The organism is Pseudomonas sp. ERMR1:02, from assembly GCF_002277815.1.
Classification (GTDB): domain Bacteria; phylum Pseudomonadota; class Gammaproteobacteria; order Pseudomonadales; family Pseudomonadaceae; genus Aquipseudomonas.
Window position 1 is genome coordinate 556703 of record NZ_NKJI01000001.1, and the last position, 16780, is coordinate 573482.

At 58.2% G+C, this 16780-nt stretch carries 13 protein-coding genes and 1 pseudogene; 4 read left to right on the forward strand and 10 right to left on the reverse strand.

Annotation, left to right across the window (positions count from 1 at the left end; translation table 11 throughout):
* Window positions 1-82 precede the first annotated feature (82 nt).
* The 3 genes and pseudogenes from CES87_RS02730 to CES87_RS02740 all read left to right on the forward strand — a co-directional run bounded on the left by CES87_RS02730 (window position 83) and on the right by CES87_RS02740 (window position 3073).
* Window positions 83-2205: pseudogene (locus tag CES87_RS02730) on the forward strand (putative bifunctional diguanylate cyclase/phosphodiesterase).
* A 45-nt stretch (window positions 2206-2250) separates the two neighbouring features.
* Window positions 2251-2739 carry a M48 family metallopeptidase gene (locus CES87_RS02735; protein WP_128605000.1) on the forward strand — a complete coding sequence of 163 codons (489 nt, stop codon included), beginning with the start codon at window positions 2251-2253 and terminating at the stop codon, window positions 2737-2739.
* Window positions 2740-2776: 37 nt separating this feature from the next.
* A complete protein-coding gene (locus tag CES87_RS02740) occupies window positions 2777-3073 on the forward strand; it encodes a helix-turn-helix domain-containing protein (protein WP_128604854.1) in 297 nt (98 codons plus the stop codon).
* Window positions 3074-3135: 62 nt separating this feature from the next.
* Here CES87_RS02740 and CES87_RS02745 read toward each other — a convergent pair whose 3' ends face one another.
* Window positions 3136-3588 carry a GNAT family N-acetyltransferase gene (locus tag CES87_RS02745; RefSeq protein ID WP_128604855.1) on the reverse strand — a complete coding sequence of 151 codons (453 nt, stop codon included), beginning with the start codon at window positions 3586-3588 and terminating at the stop codon, window positions 3136-3138.
* Window positions 3589-3843: 255 nt separating this feature from the next.
* Here CES87_RS02745 and CES87_RS02750 point away from each other — a divergent pair, with 255 nt between their 5' ends.
* Window positions 3844-4581: an ABC transporter substrate-binding protein gene (locus tag CES87_RS02750; protein WP_128604856.1), complete on the forward strand. Its 738-nt coding sequence runs from the start codon at window positions 3844-3846 to the stop codon at window positions 4579-4581.
* A 125-nt stretch (window positions 4582-4706) separates the two neighbouring features.
* Here the strand turns inward: CES87_RS02750 and yccS are convergent, their stop codons facing one another.
* From yccS to CES87_RS02795, 9 genes are all read right to left on the reverse strand, one after another.
* On the reverse strand, window positions 4707-6893 hold the full coding sequence (gene yccS, locus CES87_RS02755; protein WP_128604857.1) for a YccS family putative transporter: 2187 nt from the start codon (window positions 6891-6893) through the stop codon (window positions 4707-4709).
* A 232-nt stretch (window positions 6894-7125) separates the two neighbouring features.
* Window positions 7126-8304, reverse strand: a complete 1179-nt coding sequence (locus tag CES87_RS02760) for an NAD(P)/FAD-dependent oxidoreductase (RefSeq protein WP_128604858.1) — start codon at window positions 8302-8304, stop codon at window positions 7126-7128.
* A gap of 144 nt (window positions 8305-8448) precedes the next feature.
* Window positions 8449-9786 (reverse strand): ATP-dependent RNA helicase DbpA, encoded by a 1338-nt coding sequence (dbpA, locus tag CES87_RS02765; RefSeq protein WP_371858171.1) that lies wholly within the window; start codon window positions 9784-9786, stop codon window positions 8449-8451.
* Between the two features lie 232 nt (window positions 9787-10018).
* The gene (gene mdtD / locus CES87_RS02770) at window positions 10019-11446 is read right to left on the reverse strand and encodes a multidrug transporter subunit MdtD (protein ID WP_128604860.1); all 1428 of its coding nucleotides are present in this window, start codon (window positions 11444-11446) and stop codon (window positions 10019-10021) included.
* Window positions 11447-11560: 114 nt separating this feature from the next.
* The gene (locus CES87_RS02775) at window positions 11561-12910 is read right to left on the reverse strand and encodes a TldD/PmbA family protein (RefSeq protein ID WP_128604861.1); all 1350 of its coding nucleotides are present in this window, start codon (window positions 12908-12910) and stop codon (window positions 11561-11563) included.
* Window positions 12910-14352: a TldD/PmbA family protein gene (locus CES87_RS02780; RefSeq protein WP_128604862.1), complete on the reverse strand. Its 1443-nt coding sequence runs from the start codon at window positions 14350-14352 to the stop codon at window positions 12910-12912. The genes CES87_RS02775 and CES87_RS02780 overlap by 1 nt, the downstream gene beginning before the upstream one ends.
* Before the next feature lie 223 nt (window positions 14353-14575).
* Window positions 14576-14740, reverse strand: coding sequence for a hypothetical protein (locus CES87_RS32800; protein WP_256590810.1), 165 nt, complete (start codon window positions 14738-14740; stop codon window positions 14576-14578).
* A gap of 175 nt (window positions 14741-14915) precedes the next feature.
* Window positions 14916-15641 carry an AzlC family ABC transporter permease gene (locus CES87_RS02790; RefSeq protein WP_128604863.1) on the reverse strand — a complete coding sequence of 242 codons (726 nt, stop codon included), beginning with the start codon at window positions 15639-15641 and terminating at the stop codon, window positions 14916-14918.
* Window positions 15641-16633, reverse strand: coding sequence for a hypothetical protein (locus CES87_RS02795; protein ID WP_128604864.1), 993 nt, complete (start codon window positions 16631-16633; stop codon window positions 15641-15643). The genes CES87_RS02790 and CES87_RS02795 overlap by 1 nt, the downstream gene beginning before the upstream one ends.
* Window positions 16634-16780 lie beyond the last annotated feature (147 nt).

Sequence of the window (16780 nt, forward strand, 5' to 3'; positions counted from 1 at the left end):
GATCCAGGTCTAGAGTGAAGTATTAGAAATTGTCCGGTTTTCACGAGAGACCGACCTGACGTCCTGAACAAAGAGAAGCAGCATGGAATGCGCGCAATCCCAGCCAACTGAAGGCCGTTCAACGTTATTAATTGTCGACGATTACCCTGAAAGCCTGATCAGCATGCGCGCATTGTTGCAGCGCCAGGACTGGCAGATCATCACCGCTGCCTCGGGTTTCGAGGCGCTCAGTCTGTTGCTTGAACACGATATCGATCTGGTGCTGCTGGATGTGCAGATGCCAGGCATGGACGGCTTCGAAGTAGCGCGGCTGATGCGCGGCAGTCAGCGCACCCGCCTGACTCCGATCATTTTCCTCACCGCCAACGAGCAGTCCCAGGATGCCGTGATCAAGGGCTATGCCAGTGGCGCCGTGGATTACCTGTTCAAACCATTCGACCCGCAGATTCTCAAACCCAAGATCCAGGCGTTGCTGGAGCATCAGCGCAATCGCCGGGCTTTGCAGCGCTTGAGTCATGATCTGGAAGTCGCTCGCGCCTTCAATGCCTCGGTGCTGGATAACGCCGCCGAAGGCATCCTGGTGGTGAATGAGGACGGTCTGATCCGTTTTGCCAACCCGGCGATGTCTCGGCTCCTCAATGCCATGGTGCAGGAGCTGCAAGGCAAGGAGTTTCTGGATTTCCTGCAAAAACCGCATATCCCGGTGTGGGCGGATTCGGATCTGCTGGCCGGATACAAGCGCGGTGAGACGTTACGCCTGCACGACGCAATGTTACGCACCGCGCCCGGCCAACAGGTGCCAGTGGCGCTGTCCTGCGCGCCATTGCCCTCGGAACAGCGCGCCATGGTGGTGACGGTGCTAGATATGTCGGTGGTGCGCCACCTGCATCAGCAACTCGAGTTCCAAGCCGTTACCGACCCGCTGACCGGATTGCTTAATCGCCGGGGTTTTTACCAGACCGTGGAAAACCTGCTGCTGCGCGGCGAACGCACTGACAGCACCTGGGTCCTGTTGTACCTGGACCTCGACGGTTTCAAGCGGGTCAATGATTCGCTCGGTCATGATGCTGGCGATCGTGTATTGCGTTGGGTATCCGAGCAGTTGAAGGCCTGTCTGCGGCCCTTCGACATTCTGGCGCGCATGGGCGGCGACGAATTCACCGCATTGCTGGACCTGGAGTTCCCTGAACAAGCGGCGAAGATCGCGGAGAAACTGATTGAGCGCGTGTCGATCTGTCAGCAAATCGATGGTCTGGATATCGTCTTGGGCGCCAGCATCGGCATTGCTACGTACCCTGATTGTGGGGCCAATCTGGACGGTTTGCTGCGGGCGTCCGACATCGCCATGTACGAAGCCAAGCGCGCCGGCCGCCAGCAATATCGCTTCTACGATCACGAAATGAATGGCCGCGCACGCTCGCGGCTGATGCTCGAAGACAGCGTGCGCACAGCCATCGAGAACCGCGATTTCAACTTGGTCTATCAGCCGCAGGTGGCCATTGCCGGTGGGCAGATTCGCGGGTTCGAAGCGCTGCTGCGTTGGCAGCACCCAAGCGTCGGTGACGTTCCTCCGGGGCTGTTTTTACCGTTGCTGGAAGAGGCGCGATTGATCAGTCGCTTGGGCAGCTGGATTTATCAGCGCGGCGCCGGACAACGCAAAGCCTGGGAAACCCTGTTCGCCGAGGATCTGGTGCTGGGCGTCAGTTTGAGCGGCACACAGTTCGCCATGCCCAATCTGGTCACCGAGTTGCGCCAGGTGCTGGAGCGTCATGGTTTGCAGTCCCGTCACCTGGAAGTCGAGATCACGGAAGAGGCCTTGACGCTCAACCCGGAAGAAACCCGCAAACAGTTGCGTTTGCTGCGTAACCTGGGGTGAGGGTGGCGCTGGATGATTTCGGATCCGGGGCTTGTTCGCTGGCTCATCTGCGCGATCTCGAGCTGGACACGCTCAAACTCGATCGCCATTTGATCGCCCGACTGCCGGAGTCCTCTCGGGACGCAGCGCTGGTGCGCAATGTGATCGAACTGTGTAAGCAGTACGGCATTCTGGTGATCGCCGAAGGGGTGGAAACCATGGCGCAATACGATTGGCTGCAAGCCAATGGCTGCGAGTATGTACAGGGTTTTCTGGTGGCGCGGCCGATGATGGCCGAAGACACCGGTCACTTTGTGCAGCCCTTCGACTGGAGCGCGCTAGTGCGCTGAATTCGCTACACTGGCGATCTTTTCGTCATGTGTGCTGCCGTTGCGATGACCGCGTTGAAATACCTCCAGGCCTATCCCGCCTCGTTGCAGGATCAGGTGCGCCAGCTGATCGCCGACGGTCGGCTGGGCGATTACCTGATCAAGCGCTACCCCGAAAAGCATGGGGTGCAGAGCGACAAGGCGCTGTACACCTACGCGCTGGACCTCAAGCAGGAGTACCTGCGTAACGCCCCGGCCATCGACAAAGTTCTGTTCGACAACCGTCTGGACCTGACCCACCGCGCCCTCGGCCTGCACACCACAATCTCACGGGTGCAGGGCGGCAAACTCAAGGCCAAAAAAGAAATTCGCATCGCTTCGCTGTTCAAGGAGGCGCCCTCCGAATTTCTGAAAATGATCGTGGTTCACGAGTTGGCGCATTTCAAAGAGTCCGATCACAACAAGGCGTTCTACAAGCTGTGCGAACACATGTTGCCGGGATATCACCAGGTGGAATTCGATGTGCGGGTGTATCTGACCTGGCGGGATCTGTAGGAGCTGCCGCAGGCTGCGATCTTTTAAGGAGCGTTAAATGGACGTAAGCAAGACCAAGAGCAGCTTCTATCGACGCTTGTACGTGGCGTACCTGATCGATAGCGGGCTTGCCAGCAGTGTTCCGGCGTTGACCGATGTCACTGGCATGCCGCGGCGCACGGCTCAGGACACTATCGCCGCGTTGGCGGATCTGGATATCGTTTGCGAATTCGAGCAGGAAGAAGGTGCGCGCAACCATGCGGGGCGCTATCGGATTCGTGACTGGGGAGCGATTGATCGGGGGTGGATCGAGCGTCATCTTCGGCTGATCAAGACGGTGCTGGAGTATCCCTGAGATTTGCATTGCCTGGACTGGCGCCTTCGCGGGCAAGCCTCGCTCCTACAGCGAAGAGGTCCTTACTGACGACGCATCCCTATGTGTGGAATGCCATCCTCGACATACTCCTCGCCCGCCACCTCAAACCCGTACCGCCCGTAATACCCCTGCAAATGCGCCTGGGCCGAGAGATAGATCGGCATGTCGGGCCAGTGATTTTCCGCCTGCTTCAGCGCCTGGGCCATCAACTCATGCCCAAGCCCCGTGCCCCGCACCTCGGGCGCAATGATCACCCGGCCAATGACTACATCGCCGCCTTGTAGCTCGGGATCGAGCAAGCGCAGGTAAGCCACCAGTCGCTCTGCGTCCCAGGCCATCAAATGACAGGTGTCACCTTCCAGATCCTGACCATCGATGTCCTGATAGACGCATTTCTGCTCAACGACAAACACCTCGGCGCGCAACTGCAAAATGGCGTACAGCTGCTCTTTGCCCAGATCGCTGTGGTGTTTGCAGACCCATTCGATTGTCATGCCCTGATTCCCTGAAAACGTCCCTGTGATACTAAGCGCCCGAACGATGGATGTCTTTATGGCGGAGAAATCTGTGACAAAGACCAAAATGCCATCATTCATTTCGCGCGACGCTGACTTCTTTGTGTAATCTGCAATCAAGCGATGTGCAGTGGCTTTAATGAGCTAACGTTTAGTGCCCGGGTGTGCCGGTAAGGGGCTTGGAGTTTTAGCTGAAAATACGTCGGGCAGGCCGCCCGCTAAGGATTTACTAGCATGCCGCGATTGCATCGAGCCTTTGCTTTGATTGGATTGCTGTTGCTGATTCACGACGCGGCAGCGGAAAAGTTGCGTCTGGTAGCAGATGCCTGGCCGCCTTTTACCGACGCCACGCTGATCAATGGCGGGTTGGCCACGGATATCGTGAGTACCGCACTGGCACGAGCCGGCTATGCCAGTGATTTCGAGCAGGTGCCATGGGCGCGGGCTTTGCTGGGCGTGGGCGAGGGCCGATACGATGTGCTGGTCAACGCCTGGTACACCGAGGAACGCACCAAGCTCGGCCAGTTTTCCGGCGAATACCTGATCAACCGTGTGCGGTTTATCAAGCGCAAAGATGCGCCGATCGAATTCAACAATCTTCAGGAACTGCACACCTACCCGGTCGCGGTAGTGCGTGGTTACGCCTATTCGCCAGCGTTCGATGACGATGCGTCACTGCAGAAAGTGCCGGTGCACAACTTCGCCATGGCCGTGCGCATGGTCGCCGCCGACAGGGTCAAGCTGACCCTGGAAGACGAATACGTCGCGCGTTATTACCTGGCCCGAGAATCCGCCAAGGTGCGCAATGCCGTGGAATTCCTGCCCAAGCCGCTGAGCGAGAACAGCCTGCACATCCTGGTCAGCCTGAAGAACCCCGGGCATGAGCAGATCGTCGCCGGCTTCGACCGCGAGATTGCCAAAATGAAGGCGGATGGGAGTTACGCGCGGCTTTTGAAGCAGCATGGGATGTAAGGTGTGGCTGATGGCCTCTTCGCGGGCAAGCCTCGCTCCTACAAATTTCGTGTCGTTCGCAAAAAATACGCACGACATGAAACCTGTAGGAGCGAGGCTTGCCCGCGAAGAGGCCCGATCAGGCGCTACACCTCTTCACTCGTATCCTTGATCAAATGAGCTGCCAACGTCCGCAAAGGCCCCAGTTGCCTACAGATCAGCCCCAATTGTGTCTGCACCAGGCGCTGGCCTTCATCAATCTCATCGGGCATCTGCTCAAGCTCATTAGCCAGCGCTTCTTCCTCATCGCTCTGGATCGCAATGGCGGATTTGCTCGCCAGCCCTTGGGCGATTTCGTCGATGCTGACGGCCAGTTTCACCCCAGCGCCCTCAATCAAATGCTCGCGCACATCCTGTGGCAGCTGGGTTTCCCGGTGTGCGCCCAGGCCTGACAAGTAACTGAGCAACGTGTGCGACAGCACCAGGAAGCGGAAACCCACATCCGCTTCCTTACGGAAATGCCCCGGTTCCATCAGCATGTTAGCCAAGGTGGTAGACAGCGCCGCATCGGCGTTGTGCGCGTTGCGTCGGGCCAGGCGATAGGCCAGGTCGTCGCTCTTGCCAACGGCGTATTGCTGCATGATCTGGCGCAAGTAAATGCTGTTGCAGGTCAGGGTGTTGGCCAACACTTTATTCAGGCTTCGGCCCTGCCAGTCCGGCAGGAACAGGAATACTGCAAGCCCGGCGATCAGACCGCCAAGCAAGGTATCGAGCAGCCGCGGCAGGAATAGTCCGTAACCGTCGCCCACCTGGTTGAAGCAGAACAGCACCATCAAAGTGATCGCCGCCGTCGCCAGGGTGTAGCGGGTGGTTCGGTTGGTAAAGAACACCACCCCGGCGGCGATTGCGAAGCACGACTGGACTAGCGGGCTCGGGAACAGGTCGAACAACGCCCATGCCAGAGTCAGGCCGATGGCAGTGCCGAAAATCCGCTGACCGAGTTTGCGTCGGGTGGCGCCGTAGTTCGGCTGGCAGACAAACAGGGTGGTGAGGATGATCCAGTAACCCTGGGACGGGTGGATCAAATGCACCATTGCGTAGCCGATGCTCAACGCCAGGGGCAAACGCAGGGCATGGCGGAACAGCAGCGAAGTCGGCGTCAGCTGCGTGCGCAAGCGCGCCCAGACGTCCTGAAGGTTACGCGGAGAACGGTCGAGCAGGCTGCTGTCGGTGGCGTCGGCCAGGGCATCGGGGTTGCTGGCGTCACTGAGCAAGCGGTCGAGGGTGGCAAGGTTTGCCGCCAGCGCCCGCAACGAGCGCAGCAAACCGCGCCAGGCCGGGTTGCTCTGGACGCGCAGGTGTTCGAGGGAGGCGTGCAGATCGCTCAGGGCTTCGGCGAAGCTGGCGTCATAGATGAACGGCTGACGCATCTGAATCGACTCGGCGAGCGCCCGGCAGGCCTTGCCTTGCTGGCGCAGCAGGCGCTGGCAGCGGAACAGCACGTCGCTGTGGAAAAACGCCTCGGCCAAGGCGTTGTAAGGGTAGTGCGAGGAGCTGGCACGCTCATGGATGTCCTGGGCGAGGAAGTACAGCTTCAAGTAACGGCTGACTTTCGAGCCCGGGCGACCGTTGCCGACCCGGTGCAGGATGATTTCCTTGGCGGCATTCAGGGCGGCGACCACGCGACCGTTCTGTTGGGCCAGTTCCAGTCGCCGCGCTTGCACGTCTATCTGACGAATCGGCTCGAACAGCGACGACTTCAGCTTCAGGTAGAAACCCAGTTCACGGAACAGCCGCGCCAGGCTCTGCTGCACCGGCTGATTGGAAAACAGCGCCTGCCACAACACCGAGAGCAGTCCGTACCAGGCTGCACCGGCCACCAGCAGCACCGGTTCGTGCCAGACATCGGTGACCGCACCACCGCGCTGGTCCACGCCGATCATGGTGTACACCGACAGAATCAGCGTCGCCGAGGCAATCGCGCCATAGCGCTCGCCCAAGGCACCGAGCATGGTCAGGCAGAAGGCGGCCAGGGCGAAGGCGATGATGAAAAAGATGGGATAGGGGAACAGCAGTTCAACCGACAGCGCAGCGACCAGGAAACACACCAGCGTCACGGCCAGCGCATTGAGACGGCCTTGCCAACTGTCGTCGGTCTCGGCCAGGGCGCTGGCAATAATCCCCAGGAACAACGGGATCAACAGCCCCATTTCATCCTGATACCAACACAATGCCATGGTGCCGGTCAGGGCGATGAACACCCGCACGCTGTAGCTGAATTTATCCAGCGCCCAAAGGCGACGCAGAGACTGACGAAACGAAGTCGATGACATGAAGTGCGAAGGCCTTCCGAGGCAATGACGCTAAATTGAGCCAGTAATGACGCCGACGCAATGGCGGCGATCACATCAGGCAGCAAAATCTGTTCCTTGTATTTGATATTGCCTGTCAGGACGCCTTCGCGGGCAAGCCTCGCTCCTACAGGTTCGATGTGAATCGCATTATGTGTTCGACACAAATCCTGTAGGAGCGAGGCTTGCCCGCGAAGAACGATAACGCGGTGTATCAGACGTACTGCGCAGCCGCGTAACCCGACGCCCACGCCCACTGGAAGTTGAAGCCGCCCAGATGCCCGGTGACGTCCAGCACTTCGCCGATGAAGTACAGGCCCGGGCTTTTCAGCGATTCCATAGTCTTGGATGACACTTCGTTGGTGTCCACGCCACCCAGCGTCACCTCGGCGGTGCGATAGCCTTCGGTGCCGGCCGGCACGACTTTCCAGCTCGCCAGTTTTTCGGCGATGTCCGCCAATTCGGCATGGGTGTACTGCTTCATCGGTTTGGAGACGAACCAGTTGTCCGCCAGCAGGTTGGCCATCTTCTTGGTGAAAATTTCACCAAGCAGGGTTTTCAGCTCACTGTTGGGGCGTTCGGTTTGTTGCTGTTGCAGCCAGGTCGGCACGTCGTGGTCCGGCAGCAGGTTGATCTCGACCGTGTCGCCGGATTCCCAGAATGAAGAAATCTGCAAAATTGCCGGGCCGCTGAGGCCGCGGTGGGTGAACAGGATGTTCTCGCGAAAGCTCTGGTCGTTGCAGCTGACCAGGCAATCCACCGACGTACCGGACAACTCAGTGCAAAGTTCCTTGAGCTGATCGGTGATGGTGAACGGCACGAGCCCGGCGCGGGTCGGCAGCAGTTCGTGACCAAACTGCCTGGCGACCTGGTAACCAAAACCGGTGGCGCCCAGAGTCGGGATCGACAGACCGCCAGTGGCGATCACCAAGGATTCGCATGTGATCTGGCCCATCGTGGTGTCGAGCAGATAGCCTTTCTCAAGCTTCTCGATGGTCTGGATCGAGGTGTCCAGGTGCAGGCTGGCGCCGACCTGACTGCACTCGTGGAGCAGCATTTCGAGGATGTCGCTGGATTTGTTATCGCAGAACAACTGGCCGAGCTTTTTCTCGTGATACGGCACGCCGTGCTTGGCCACCATGCCAATGAAATCCCACTGGGTGTAGCGGGCCAGGGCCGATTTGCAAAAGTGCGCGTTTTGCGAGAGAAAATTGCTCGGTTCGGTATACATGTTGGTGAAATTGCAGCGGCCACCGCCAGACATCAGGATTTTCTTGCCGGCCTTGTTGGCATGGTCGAGCAACATCACCTTGCGCCCGCGCCCGGCGGCGGTCAGCGCACACATCAACCCTGCGGCGCCAGCGCCAATGATCACGACTTCGGTAGAGCGCAAAACAGTGTCCTCTATATGACAAAAGACCTGTAGGAGCGAGCCTGCTCGCGATGGTCGTCAACGATAACGCGGGGTGTCTGATACCCAGCGGTGCTCTGGCGTGCATCGCGAGCATGCTCGCTCCTACAGAGGGGCGTTGCGTTTTTACAGGATACGCACGCGCAACGAACGGCCCTTGATTTTGCCGTCGTTCAGGCGCTGCAAGGCCTGTTTGGCGATGCCGCGTTCCACGGCCACGAAAGCCTGGAAGTCGAAGATCGCGATCTTGCCGACCTGGGCGCCAGGAATGCCGGCATCGCCGGTCAGTGCGCCAAGGATGTCGCCCGGACGAACCTTGTCTTTGCGACCGGCACCGATGCACAGCGTGCTCATTTGTGGCAGCAGCGGACCACCGCCCTGGGAGGTGAGGTTGTCCACCTGATCCCAGGTCAATGGCGTTTTCTGCAACTGTTCGATGGCTTGCGCACGCTGCGCCTCGGACGGTGCGACCAGGCTGATCGCCAGGCCTTTTTCGCCGGCACGACCGGTACGACCCACGCGGTGAATGTGGATTTCCGAATCACGGGCCAGTTCGACGTTGATCACCATGTCCAGCGCATCGATGTCCAGGCCGCGAGCGGCGACATCGGTAGCCACCAGAACGGAGGTGCTGCGGTTGGCGAACATGGCCAGCACTTGATCGCGGTCACGCTGTTCCAGATCGCCGTGCAGGCCGACCGCGGAAATGCCTTTGGTGGTCAGGTGATCAACGGTTTCCTGAACCTGCTGCTTGGTGTAGCAGAACGCCACGCAGGACGCCGGACGGAAGTGACCGAGCACCTTGGTCACCGCGCTCATGCGTTCTTCCGGGGAGATCTCGTAGAAACGTTGCTCGATCTGCGTATCGTCGTGGAACGCCTCGGCCTTCACTTGCTGCGGGTTGCGCATGAATTTCGACGCCAATTGCTTGATGCCCACCGGGTACGTGGCGGAGAACAGCAGGGTTTGGCGACGCTCCGGAGCCTGCATGATGATTTCTTCGATGGAGTCGTAGAACCCCATGTCGAGCATGCGATCGGCTTCGTCGAGGATCAAGGTGTTCAGGCCATGGAGCACCAGCGAACCCTTGCGCAGGTGCTGCTGAATGCGCCCCGGCGTGCCCACGATGATGTGCGCGCCGTGTTCCAGCGAAGCGATCTGCGGGCCGAGGGACACGCCGCCGCACAAGGTCAGCACCTTGATGTTGTCTTCGGCGCGGGCCAGGCGACGGATTTCCTTGGCGACCTGGTCGGCCAGTTCGCGGGTAGGGCACAGGATCAGTGCCTGGCAGCCAAAGTAGCGCGGATTGATCGGGTTCAACAGGCCGATACCGAAGGCAGCGGTCTTGCCGCTGCCGGTCTTGGCCTGGGCGATCAGGTCCATCCCCTTGAGGATCACCGGCAAGCTTTGCGCCTGGATCGGCGTCATCTGGGCATAACCGAGGGAGTCCAGGTTAGCCAGCATGGCGGCGGACAGCGGCAAAGTATTAAAAGCGGTGGCGATGGTGGTCACGGGACTGGCCTGCAAAACAAAATGTCGCGCAGTGTACCAGCCCTGCCGTAACAACCTGCAAATTCTAGACGAGCAGCCCTGTAGCACCTGCCGAGGAACGAGGCTGCGTTGGGCTGCGCAGCGGCCCCCGAGGGCGGTCCTGGGGACGCGCAACGCAGCCTCGTGCCTCGACAGCTGCTACAGATCAGTGCTCGATATCGTGTTCGCGGCTGACCACTCGTCGGCCATCGTTTGGTGAAAGTTGCGAGAAGATCGTTGCGGCCAACATCGCCATGATTCCAACGGTCACGAACGTCAGCTGAAAGGCGCCCAAAACGGTCTCAACACCATCGTTTCCGACCTGCGCGGTAAAACCGCCGAGCAGGGCACCGGCGCAAGCCACGCCGAGGCTCAGGGACAATTGCGCCACCACCGACAGCAGGCTGTTGCCGCTGCTGGCGCTGGCGTCGTCGAGGTCGATCAGGGTCACAGTGTTCATCGCGGTGAACTGCAAGGAGTTGATCGCCCCGAGGATCGCCAGCAGGCACAGCAGCAGCCAGTACGGCGTCTGCTCGCTGACCAGGCCCATGCTCGCCAACATGATCCCCAGCGCCAGGGTGTTGCCGGTCAGCACGATGCGATAGCCCAGGCGTTCGATCAATGGCCGTGCCACCCACTTGGCGATCATCGCCGCCGCAGCCAGCGGCAGCATGCTCATCCCGGCTTGTGACGGTGAATAGCCCAGCGCCACTTGCAGCAGCAATGGCACGAGGAAAGGCAGGGCGCCACTGCCGAGTCGGGCGAACAGGTTGCCGAGAATGCCGACGGCGAAGGTTCGGGTCTTGAACAGCGACGGCGCGAACAACGGATTGTCGATATGGCTTGCGCGCAACCAATAAGCCGCCAGACAGGCCATGCCGCCGAACAGCAGCAACATTACTCGCAGGTGCGGCAGGTGCAGTTCGCCCAGGCCCTCCATGGCGATGGTGATCAGAATCATCGCCGCGCCGAACATCAAAAAGCCAAGGCTATCGAATTTAGTGCGTTCGGAGCCGCGCAGGTCCGGGATAAATTTCCACACCGCGTAGCAACCGATCACACCCACCGGCAGATTGATCAGGAAGATCCAGTGCCAGGTCAGGTATTGCACCATCCAGCCGCCCATGGTCGGGCCGATCAGCGGGCCGAGCAGGCCGGGAATGGTGATGAAACCCATGATGCGCACCAGTTCCGAGCGCGGGTAGGCGCGCAGCACCACCAGTCGCCCGACGGGCAGCATCAACGCGCCGCCCAGACCCTGAATGATTCGGGCTCCAATCAGCTGGGTCAGGCTGCTCGACATCGCGCAGAGCAATGAGCCGATGCTGAACAACAGAATGGCGCTGAAGAAGATTTTCTTGGTGCCGAAGCGATCGGCGATCCAGCCAGAAGCAGGGATCAGCAACGCGACCGTGAGCATGTAGGCGATGATCACGCCCTGCATGCGCAGCGGGTCTTCCGCCAGATCCGCGGCCATGGCCGGCAGGGCGGTGTTGAGGATGGTCCCGTCGAGGGATTGCATGAAGAAGGCAATGGCGACGACCCACGGCACCCAGCGGGCGGTGACAGCGTCGAGAGGCGGGCGGTTGGGCATGGGACCTCTTGTCAGTGTGAATCAGGGAGTCCGTGGTGGCTTCTTCGCGGGCAAGCCTCGCTCCTACAGGATTCACGCAAACCCCGTAGGAGCGAGGCTTGCCCGCGAAGCTTTTTATAGCGTCAACGTGAGCCGGCTGACGAGCGCACCGGGCAACAACGCCGAAGCCGTCGCCCGCTGGCTGTAGGTGCTGGCCGACAACAGCAACTCGCGTTCCTGGGTCAGTGCTTCCAGCTGCGAACCGAGCAGGCTGAAGGCGCTGTCATCGAAGCGCATGGTGCTGACCGGTGCCTGGATCTCGCCATTCTCGACCCAGAAGGTCGCAAACCGGGTCATGCCGGTCAGGCGTGCCGCTGGTTGATCGGAGAAGTTCAGGTACCACAAGTTACTGATGTACAAACCGGTGCCCAGTTGCTTGAGGATTTGCGCTTCTGGCAGCACACCCGCCTGCATGTTCAAGGCGCTCGGCGATTCCCCGCCGCTGGCGCCGTTGGCCGTCAGGCCGTATTCGGCGGCACTGCGTGAACCGACCAGTTGCTCGCCTGCCTGGCCCTCGACAATCAATCCCAGATCACTGCGCGGATAGCCTTCTTCGGAGAACGCCGGGCTCAACGATCCGCTGACTTTTTCATCCAGCGAGACCATCGGACTGAAGCGTTGATCGCCCCCGTAGAGCTTTTGCAGTGGACTGTTTTTGCTGGCAATCGACTGCGCGGAAAAACCACCCCAACACAGCATGCCCATGATCTCTTCCAGCGCGGCGGGCGCAAGGTAAGCGCGGTACTGACCCGGCGCCAATGTGAGCAGCGGTCGACCCAGATATTCAAGCTGTTCGCGGGCCTGCTGGAAGCGTTTGGCAAAGCCTTCGCTGTTCCAGTCGTGCCCGGCGTAGCTGGCCTTCACGGCCTGGCCGTTCTCATGGAACAGGCTGAAATCGAAGTTGAAGCTGTTGGCCTGATGCCAGCCGAATGCGCCGGCGGAACTGGCGAAACCACGGCTGATCGGACCGGCAGCGTAGAAACCCACCAGGTCCAGGCCTTCAGCGGCGCGGGTAATTTCGGCAACCACTTGCTCGGTGTCCGGCAGCGGATGTTCCTGCGCGTTGTTGCTTTGCCAGCCGTTGTAGTTGAGCAGCAGGTATGGGTCTTGCGGCAGCAGCGGCAGGGTTTCGCGCAGTTGTTGCAGACCTTCGGCCAGGCGCTGCTGATCCTCCTGCGGATCGCCGGAAAGGGTGATGTCGAGGTCGGCGTGACGGCCATCGTTGATCAGTTTCAGACCGATGCTCGCCTGCTGCACCTGCCCGGCCTGACGCACCTTGGCGTGGTTGAAACGCACGAAGGCCGACGACTCGGCGGCGAAACTGAGGGTGAACTGTTCCGGTTCGCGCAGGGCCTCGCGCAAGCCGTTGACCAGTGTATTGAATGACTCGACCTGATCTTTGGAGGCGCTCGTAAAAGTACTCATCAGGCGTCTCCCCCAAACACATCAACGTTGCTGAACACGCAGGCCGGCGATGCATGGCCGACGCGGATCACCTGATTCGGTTCGCCCTTGCCGCAGTTCGGCGTGCCGAGGACCTTGAAGGTGCCGGCATCGCCGACAGCGCTGAGGCTCTTCCAGAACTGTGCGGAAATCGCTCGGTAATTCGGATTCTTCACCACGCCCTTGAGTTCACCGTTTTCGATCAACTGGCCCCATTCGCAGCCGAACTGGAACTTGTTACGCGCATCATCAATAGACCAGGAGCGGTTGGTGCTCATCAGGATGCCGTGCTCGATGTTGCCGATCAGTCGCTCCAGCGGTTGATCGCCAGGCTCGATATTCAGGTTGGCCATGCGGTCGATCGGCGGACGATTCCAGCCGCAGGCGCGGCTGTTGGCGACGCCATCCAGGCCAGCACGGAACTGCGACAGTGCACCGCCCAACGGGCGCAGCAACAGGCCTTCACGAATCAGGAATTGTTTGCTGGCGGCAGTGCCGTCGTCGTCATGGCCGTAGCTGGCGAGCTGCTCGGGAATGTCCGGGTCGAAGGTCACGTTAAGCAGCTTCGAGCCGTATTGCAGGGTGCCGAAGTCTTCAGCCTTGACGAAACTGGTGCCGGCGTAATTGCGTTCATCACCGAGAATGCGGTCCAGTTCCAGCGGGTGGCCAATGGATTCGTGGATCTGCAGCATCATCTGGTCGGGCATCAGCAGCAGGTCGCGCGGACCTTGCGGGGTATTCGGCGCCAGCAGCAATTGCAGGGCCTGATCGGCGACTGTCGGCCCGGCACCGACCAGACCGCAGCGGCTGATGACATCGGCGCCGCCCTGCTGGCCGAAGTTCTCGCGACCGAGGCTGCGGGTCTGGCTGTCGTTGCCGTCGTAGGCGGTGACGTCCAGGCCTGGGTAGACGAAGCGCTGTGCCTGACGCAGTTCGGCGCCGGCGCTGTTGAGGTAAATCTGCTCGACGTGAGTGATGCCAATGCTCACCTGCCAGTTCACCAGACGCTCGTCCTTGGGCACGGCGGCGGACTCGGCACCGAGCAGTTGGTAGCAATCGCTCAGGGACGGGAACGGCTGGTCGAGGTTCGGCGAGAAGTAATCGGCGCGGTCGCTGGAGACGGCTTGTTCGCGCAGGTCCAGGAGGGCGTGTGGCTTGAGTCGACGGGCCTGGTGTTCGGCGCGTTCGAGGGCGGCTTGCAGGCCTTGTTGCGACAGGTCATTAGTCGCGGCATACGCTTCGACACCATTGACCCGCACGGTCAGCATCGCGCCTTCGTCACGGCGCAGGCTCGGCGGCTCTGCCACGTTCTTGCGCACCGACAGGTACTGGCCGGATTCGCGCACATAACGCAGGGAAAAGAATTCAGCGCCCGTGCGCAACGCAGCGAAACGCTGCTTGAGCTGGGGGTGGAAATCGAACATTCGGGAACCTCCTTGGTGTGGAGCATCGATGTTGCGAGGGGAGGGTGAAACGTTTGCGTGGCGCTAGAGTAGGCCTGCGTGGGGGGTGGGATCAAGGATGGAGCTGATGTAGGAAAAGTACGAAGTGCAAAGGGCGATTCTAAGGTTGGTTGGTAATTGAAGCTCGCGAACATCCCATTGCGGTTTGCCCGCGAGCGATCCTTCCAACCAACGAGAGCTGCTTTCAGCCGTTCAGATAGACGAACGCTGTCACATACATGCACAGGCTCGCAAAGAAAGCAGGCAGGATTTTCTTTGTTTTTGCGACGGCGATGAAGGTAGCGACAAGCAAGAATAGCTTGAGTCCATCCAGCCATTGGAACTGCTGTATCAGTGTTAACGCATCCATCTTGTTGAATGCAGTGTCGTAAATAATGACCCCAACATTGCTTGCGCGCTGTAGCTGATAAACCGATAAAAGCTGCCCTGGGTTAGAGTGAGCGCCGCACTGTTTTTGAAAGCAAATGGTAAGGCGCGAAATGCAAAGGCAGTAACAGCGGAAAATGCAATAAGAAGCCAGATTGTCATGCGGCTACTCTGCCTCTTTCCTTGTAACGGTTTTCAATTAACACGATCAATCCACCGATTATGAAAGGCGTGCACAGCAAGCTGTAATCCTTGAATAAATAAATCAGCAGTGGTGCAGCTATAAAGCCCAACCAGTAACTTGATACTTCCGCATAATTAGGCCAGTGCTTGCCTGCCAAAGCCGTGAACTGCAATGGCAAAAGCAACGTCATGGCGGCATAGAAGACGGGTGAGGTCAATTTTGCACCGGCGATAAATCCGATATAGGTGCAAAGAATAGAAATGCTGAATATTGGAAGGCCAAGGCCGATCATATAAGTGAAGGGATGGTCGGCTCGCCGTTTGAAGCGAGTGATGCATCCCGTGAATATTGATGGTGTGATCAGAATCAAGGATGCCATCGTTTTTATGGTCGAGGTGTGCCTTATGAAAGGTGCAAGTGTCGCGGACATTAGTACGAAGCGAGCGTTAAGTGCCAGTATGATGGGTAATAATATCCACCCATCGTTGTAGCTTTGTATGAGGAGGAATTGTAAAGGAGTGGAAAATATTAACAGTGTCGTAGCAAGAGCCTGGCTCAATGATAAAGATTGTGTGGCGCTTACGACACCAATTGATAGGTATAGAAAGATGAAGGCGACGCCAAACGTGATCGCATCGCGTGTTCCTTCCATATATACGTTAGCGATCGAAGATTGAGTTGACGCGTCCGAGGCAGGCATCAACCAGCAACCTGCATATTTGTCGTTTTATCCAGTAGATGATATTGCTTCCTGGGACCTTTGCTTCGGAACAATAAACGAGGCGTTGTATTGAACGTTGAATGCTTCGCTTGTTCACGAACTTCATTGGCATCGATATTCAGCGTAGAGCGTGCATGCAGTACCTTGTGGTTGGCTATGATCAGGAACGTACCGGTTTGAGCCGTTGAGTAGTGATTTTTTGCGTTGGGCAGGCCAGCGCGGATTTTGTCCAGTACGTGCTGACCATTATTTATCGCACGCATCCGTTCACCGTTCTGTGGGTCAACGCGGAAATCCAGCGAAAAGTGAAAGCCGTAAATATCGGAATATTCGACGATGTGTCGAACCCGTTTTTTTAAACCGTTAACGTTTTTTCCGGAAATAAAGGTAGCTTGCATCGACAGTAATTCGGCTATCTCTTCATCGCTCAGTTCGCAAAGTAAGTCTTTCGGGAAATAATAAGCCGTGGGGGTTTTTGTGATGTCACGGCAAACAGTCAATGCCAGATAGTCAACGTTCAGGTTTTCATATAGGTCATCGGAGTGCGGCGTGATGTATCCAAATCCATTACCCCATTCCCGATGTTTTTCTGCGGAGGGTTTTAGGTACAGAGCTTTGTGTTCTTCGTATTTGTACTCAATGTCCGTGAGATGAAACAGATCGGCTAACGCTTCATGCACGGTTAACGCCAGTTTCGGTGAATCTATGCTGAATATATTTTTTATACAAACGGCTGCTCCTCCGTCCGACAAGCCCACCTTGTCGAAATGGAAAATGTCTTCGGCTCGCAGGTAGTTGAGAAATATATTTATAAGTTGAATTTTTAGTATGTGCGTGTCTTGAAGATTATTTTTTTTCCACCAGGATTCAATGGTGCCAGCCAAGTAGGTGAAGTCCAAAATTACTATTTTTTCTTTAGATATTGTTTCACGAAAAAAATCTACACTTTTGGTTGTGTCGATGTTGCGCATACTCTTGATTTCCTTTGGGATTGTGAGCGTACATCTGAAGCGCGGCGGATAGTAATGAATGTTTTTAATTTCGTCCAAATGCAACTGTTACGAGCTTTGTTAGAGTGTTGAGGTAAGTTTTAGTTACTTGGTGTGAAGGCTGTTGTT

What these genes read in the sequence shown, in the direction of transcription:
- CES87_RS02790 (WP_128604863.1), bottom strand. Translation starts at nt 15,641, where the DNA reads ATGCCTGCCTCGGACGCGTCAACTCAATCTTCGATCGCTAACGTATAT.
- yccS (WP_128604857.1), bottom strand. Translation starts at nt 6,893, where the DNA reads ATGTCATCGACTTCGTTTCGTCAGTCTCTGCGTCGCCTTTGGGCGCTG.
- dbpA (WP_371858171.1), bottom strand. Translation starts at nt 9,786, where the DNA reads ATGCTGGCTAACCTGGACTCCCTCGGTTATGCCCAGATGACGCCGATC.
- CES87_RS02745 (WP_128604855.1), bottom strand. Translation starts at nt 3,588, where the DNA reads ATGACAATCGAATGGGTCTGCAAACACCACAGCGATCTGGGCAAAGAG.
- CES87_RS32800 (WP_256590810.1), bottom strand. Translation starts at nt 14,740, where the DNA reads ATGGATGCGTTAACACTGATACAGCAGTTCCAATGGCTGGATGGACTC.
- CES87_RS02735 (WP_128605000.1), top strand. Translation starts at nt 2,251, where the DNA reads ATGACCGCGTTGAAATACCTCCAGGCCTATCCCGCCTCGTTGCAGGAT.
- CES87_RS02740 (WP_128604854.1), top strand. Translation starts at nt 2,777, where the DNA reads ATGGACGTAAGCAAGACCAAGAGCAGCTTCTATCGACGCTTGTACGTG.
- CES87_RS02795 (WP_128604864.1), bottom strand. Translation starts at nt 16,633, where the DNA reads ATGCGCAACATCGACACAACCAAAAGTGTAGATTTTTTTCGTGAAACA.
- CES87_RS02775 (WP_128604861.1), bottom strand. Translation starts at nt 12,910, where the DNA reads ATGAGTACTTTTACGAGCGCCTCCAAAGATCAGGTCGAGTCATTCAAT.
- CES87_RS02780 (WP_128604862.1), bottom strand. Translation starts at nt 14,352, where the DNA reads ATGTTCGATTTCCACCCCCAGCTCAAGCAGCGTTTCGCTGCGTTGCGC.
- mdtD (WP_128604860.1), bottom strand. Translation starts at nt 11,446, where the DNA reads ATGCCCAACCGCCCGCCTCTCGACGCTGTCACCGCCCGCTGGGTGCCG.
- CES87_RS02750 (WP_128604856.1), top strand. Translation starts at nt 3,844, where the DNA reads ATGCCGCGATTGCATCGAGCCTTTGCTTTGATTGGATTGCTGTTGCTG.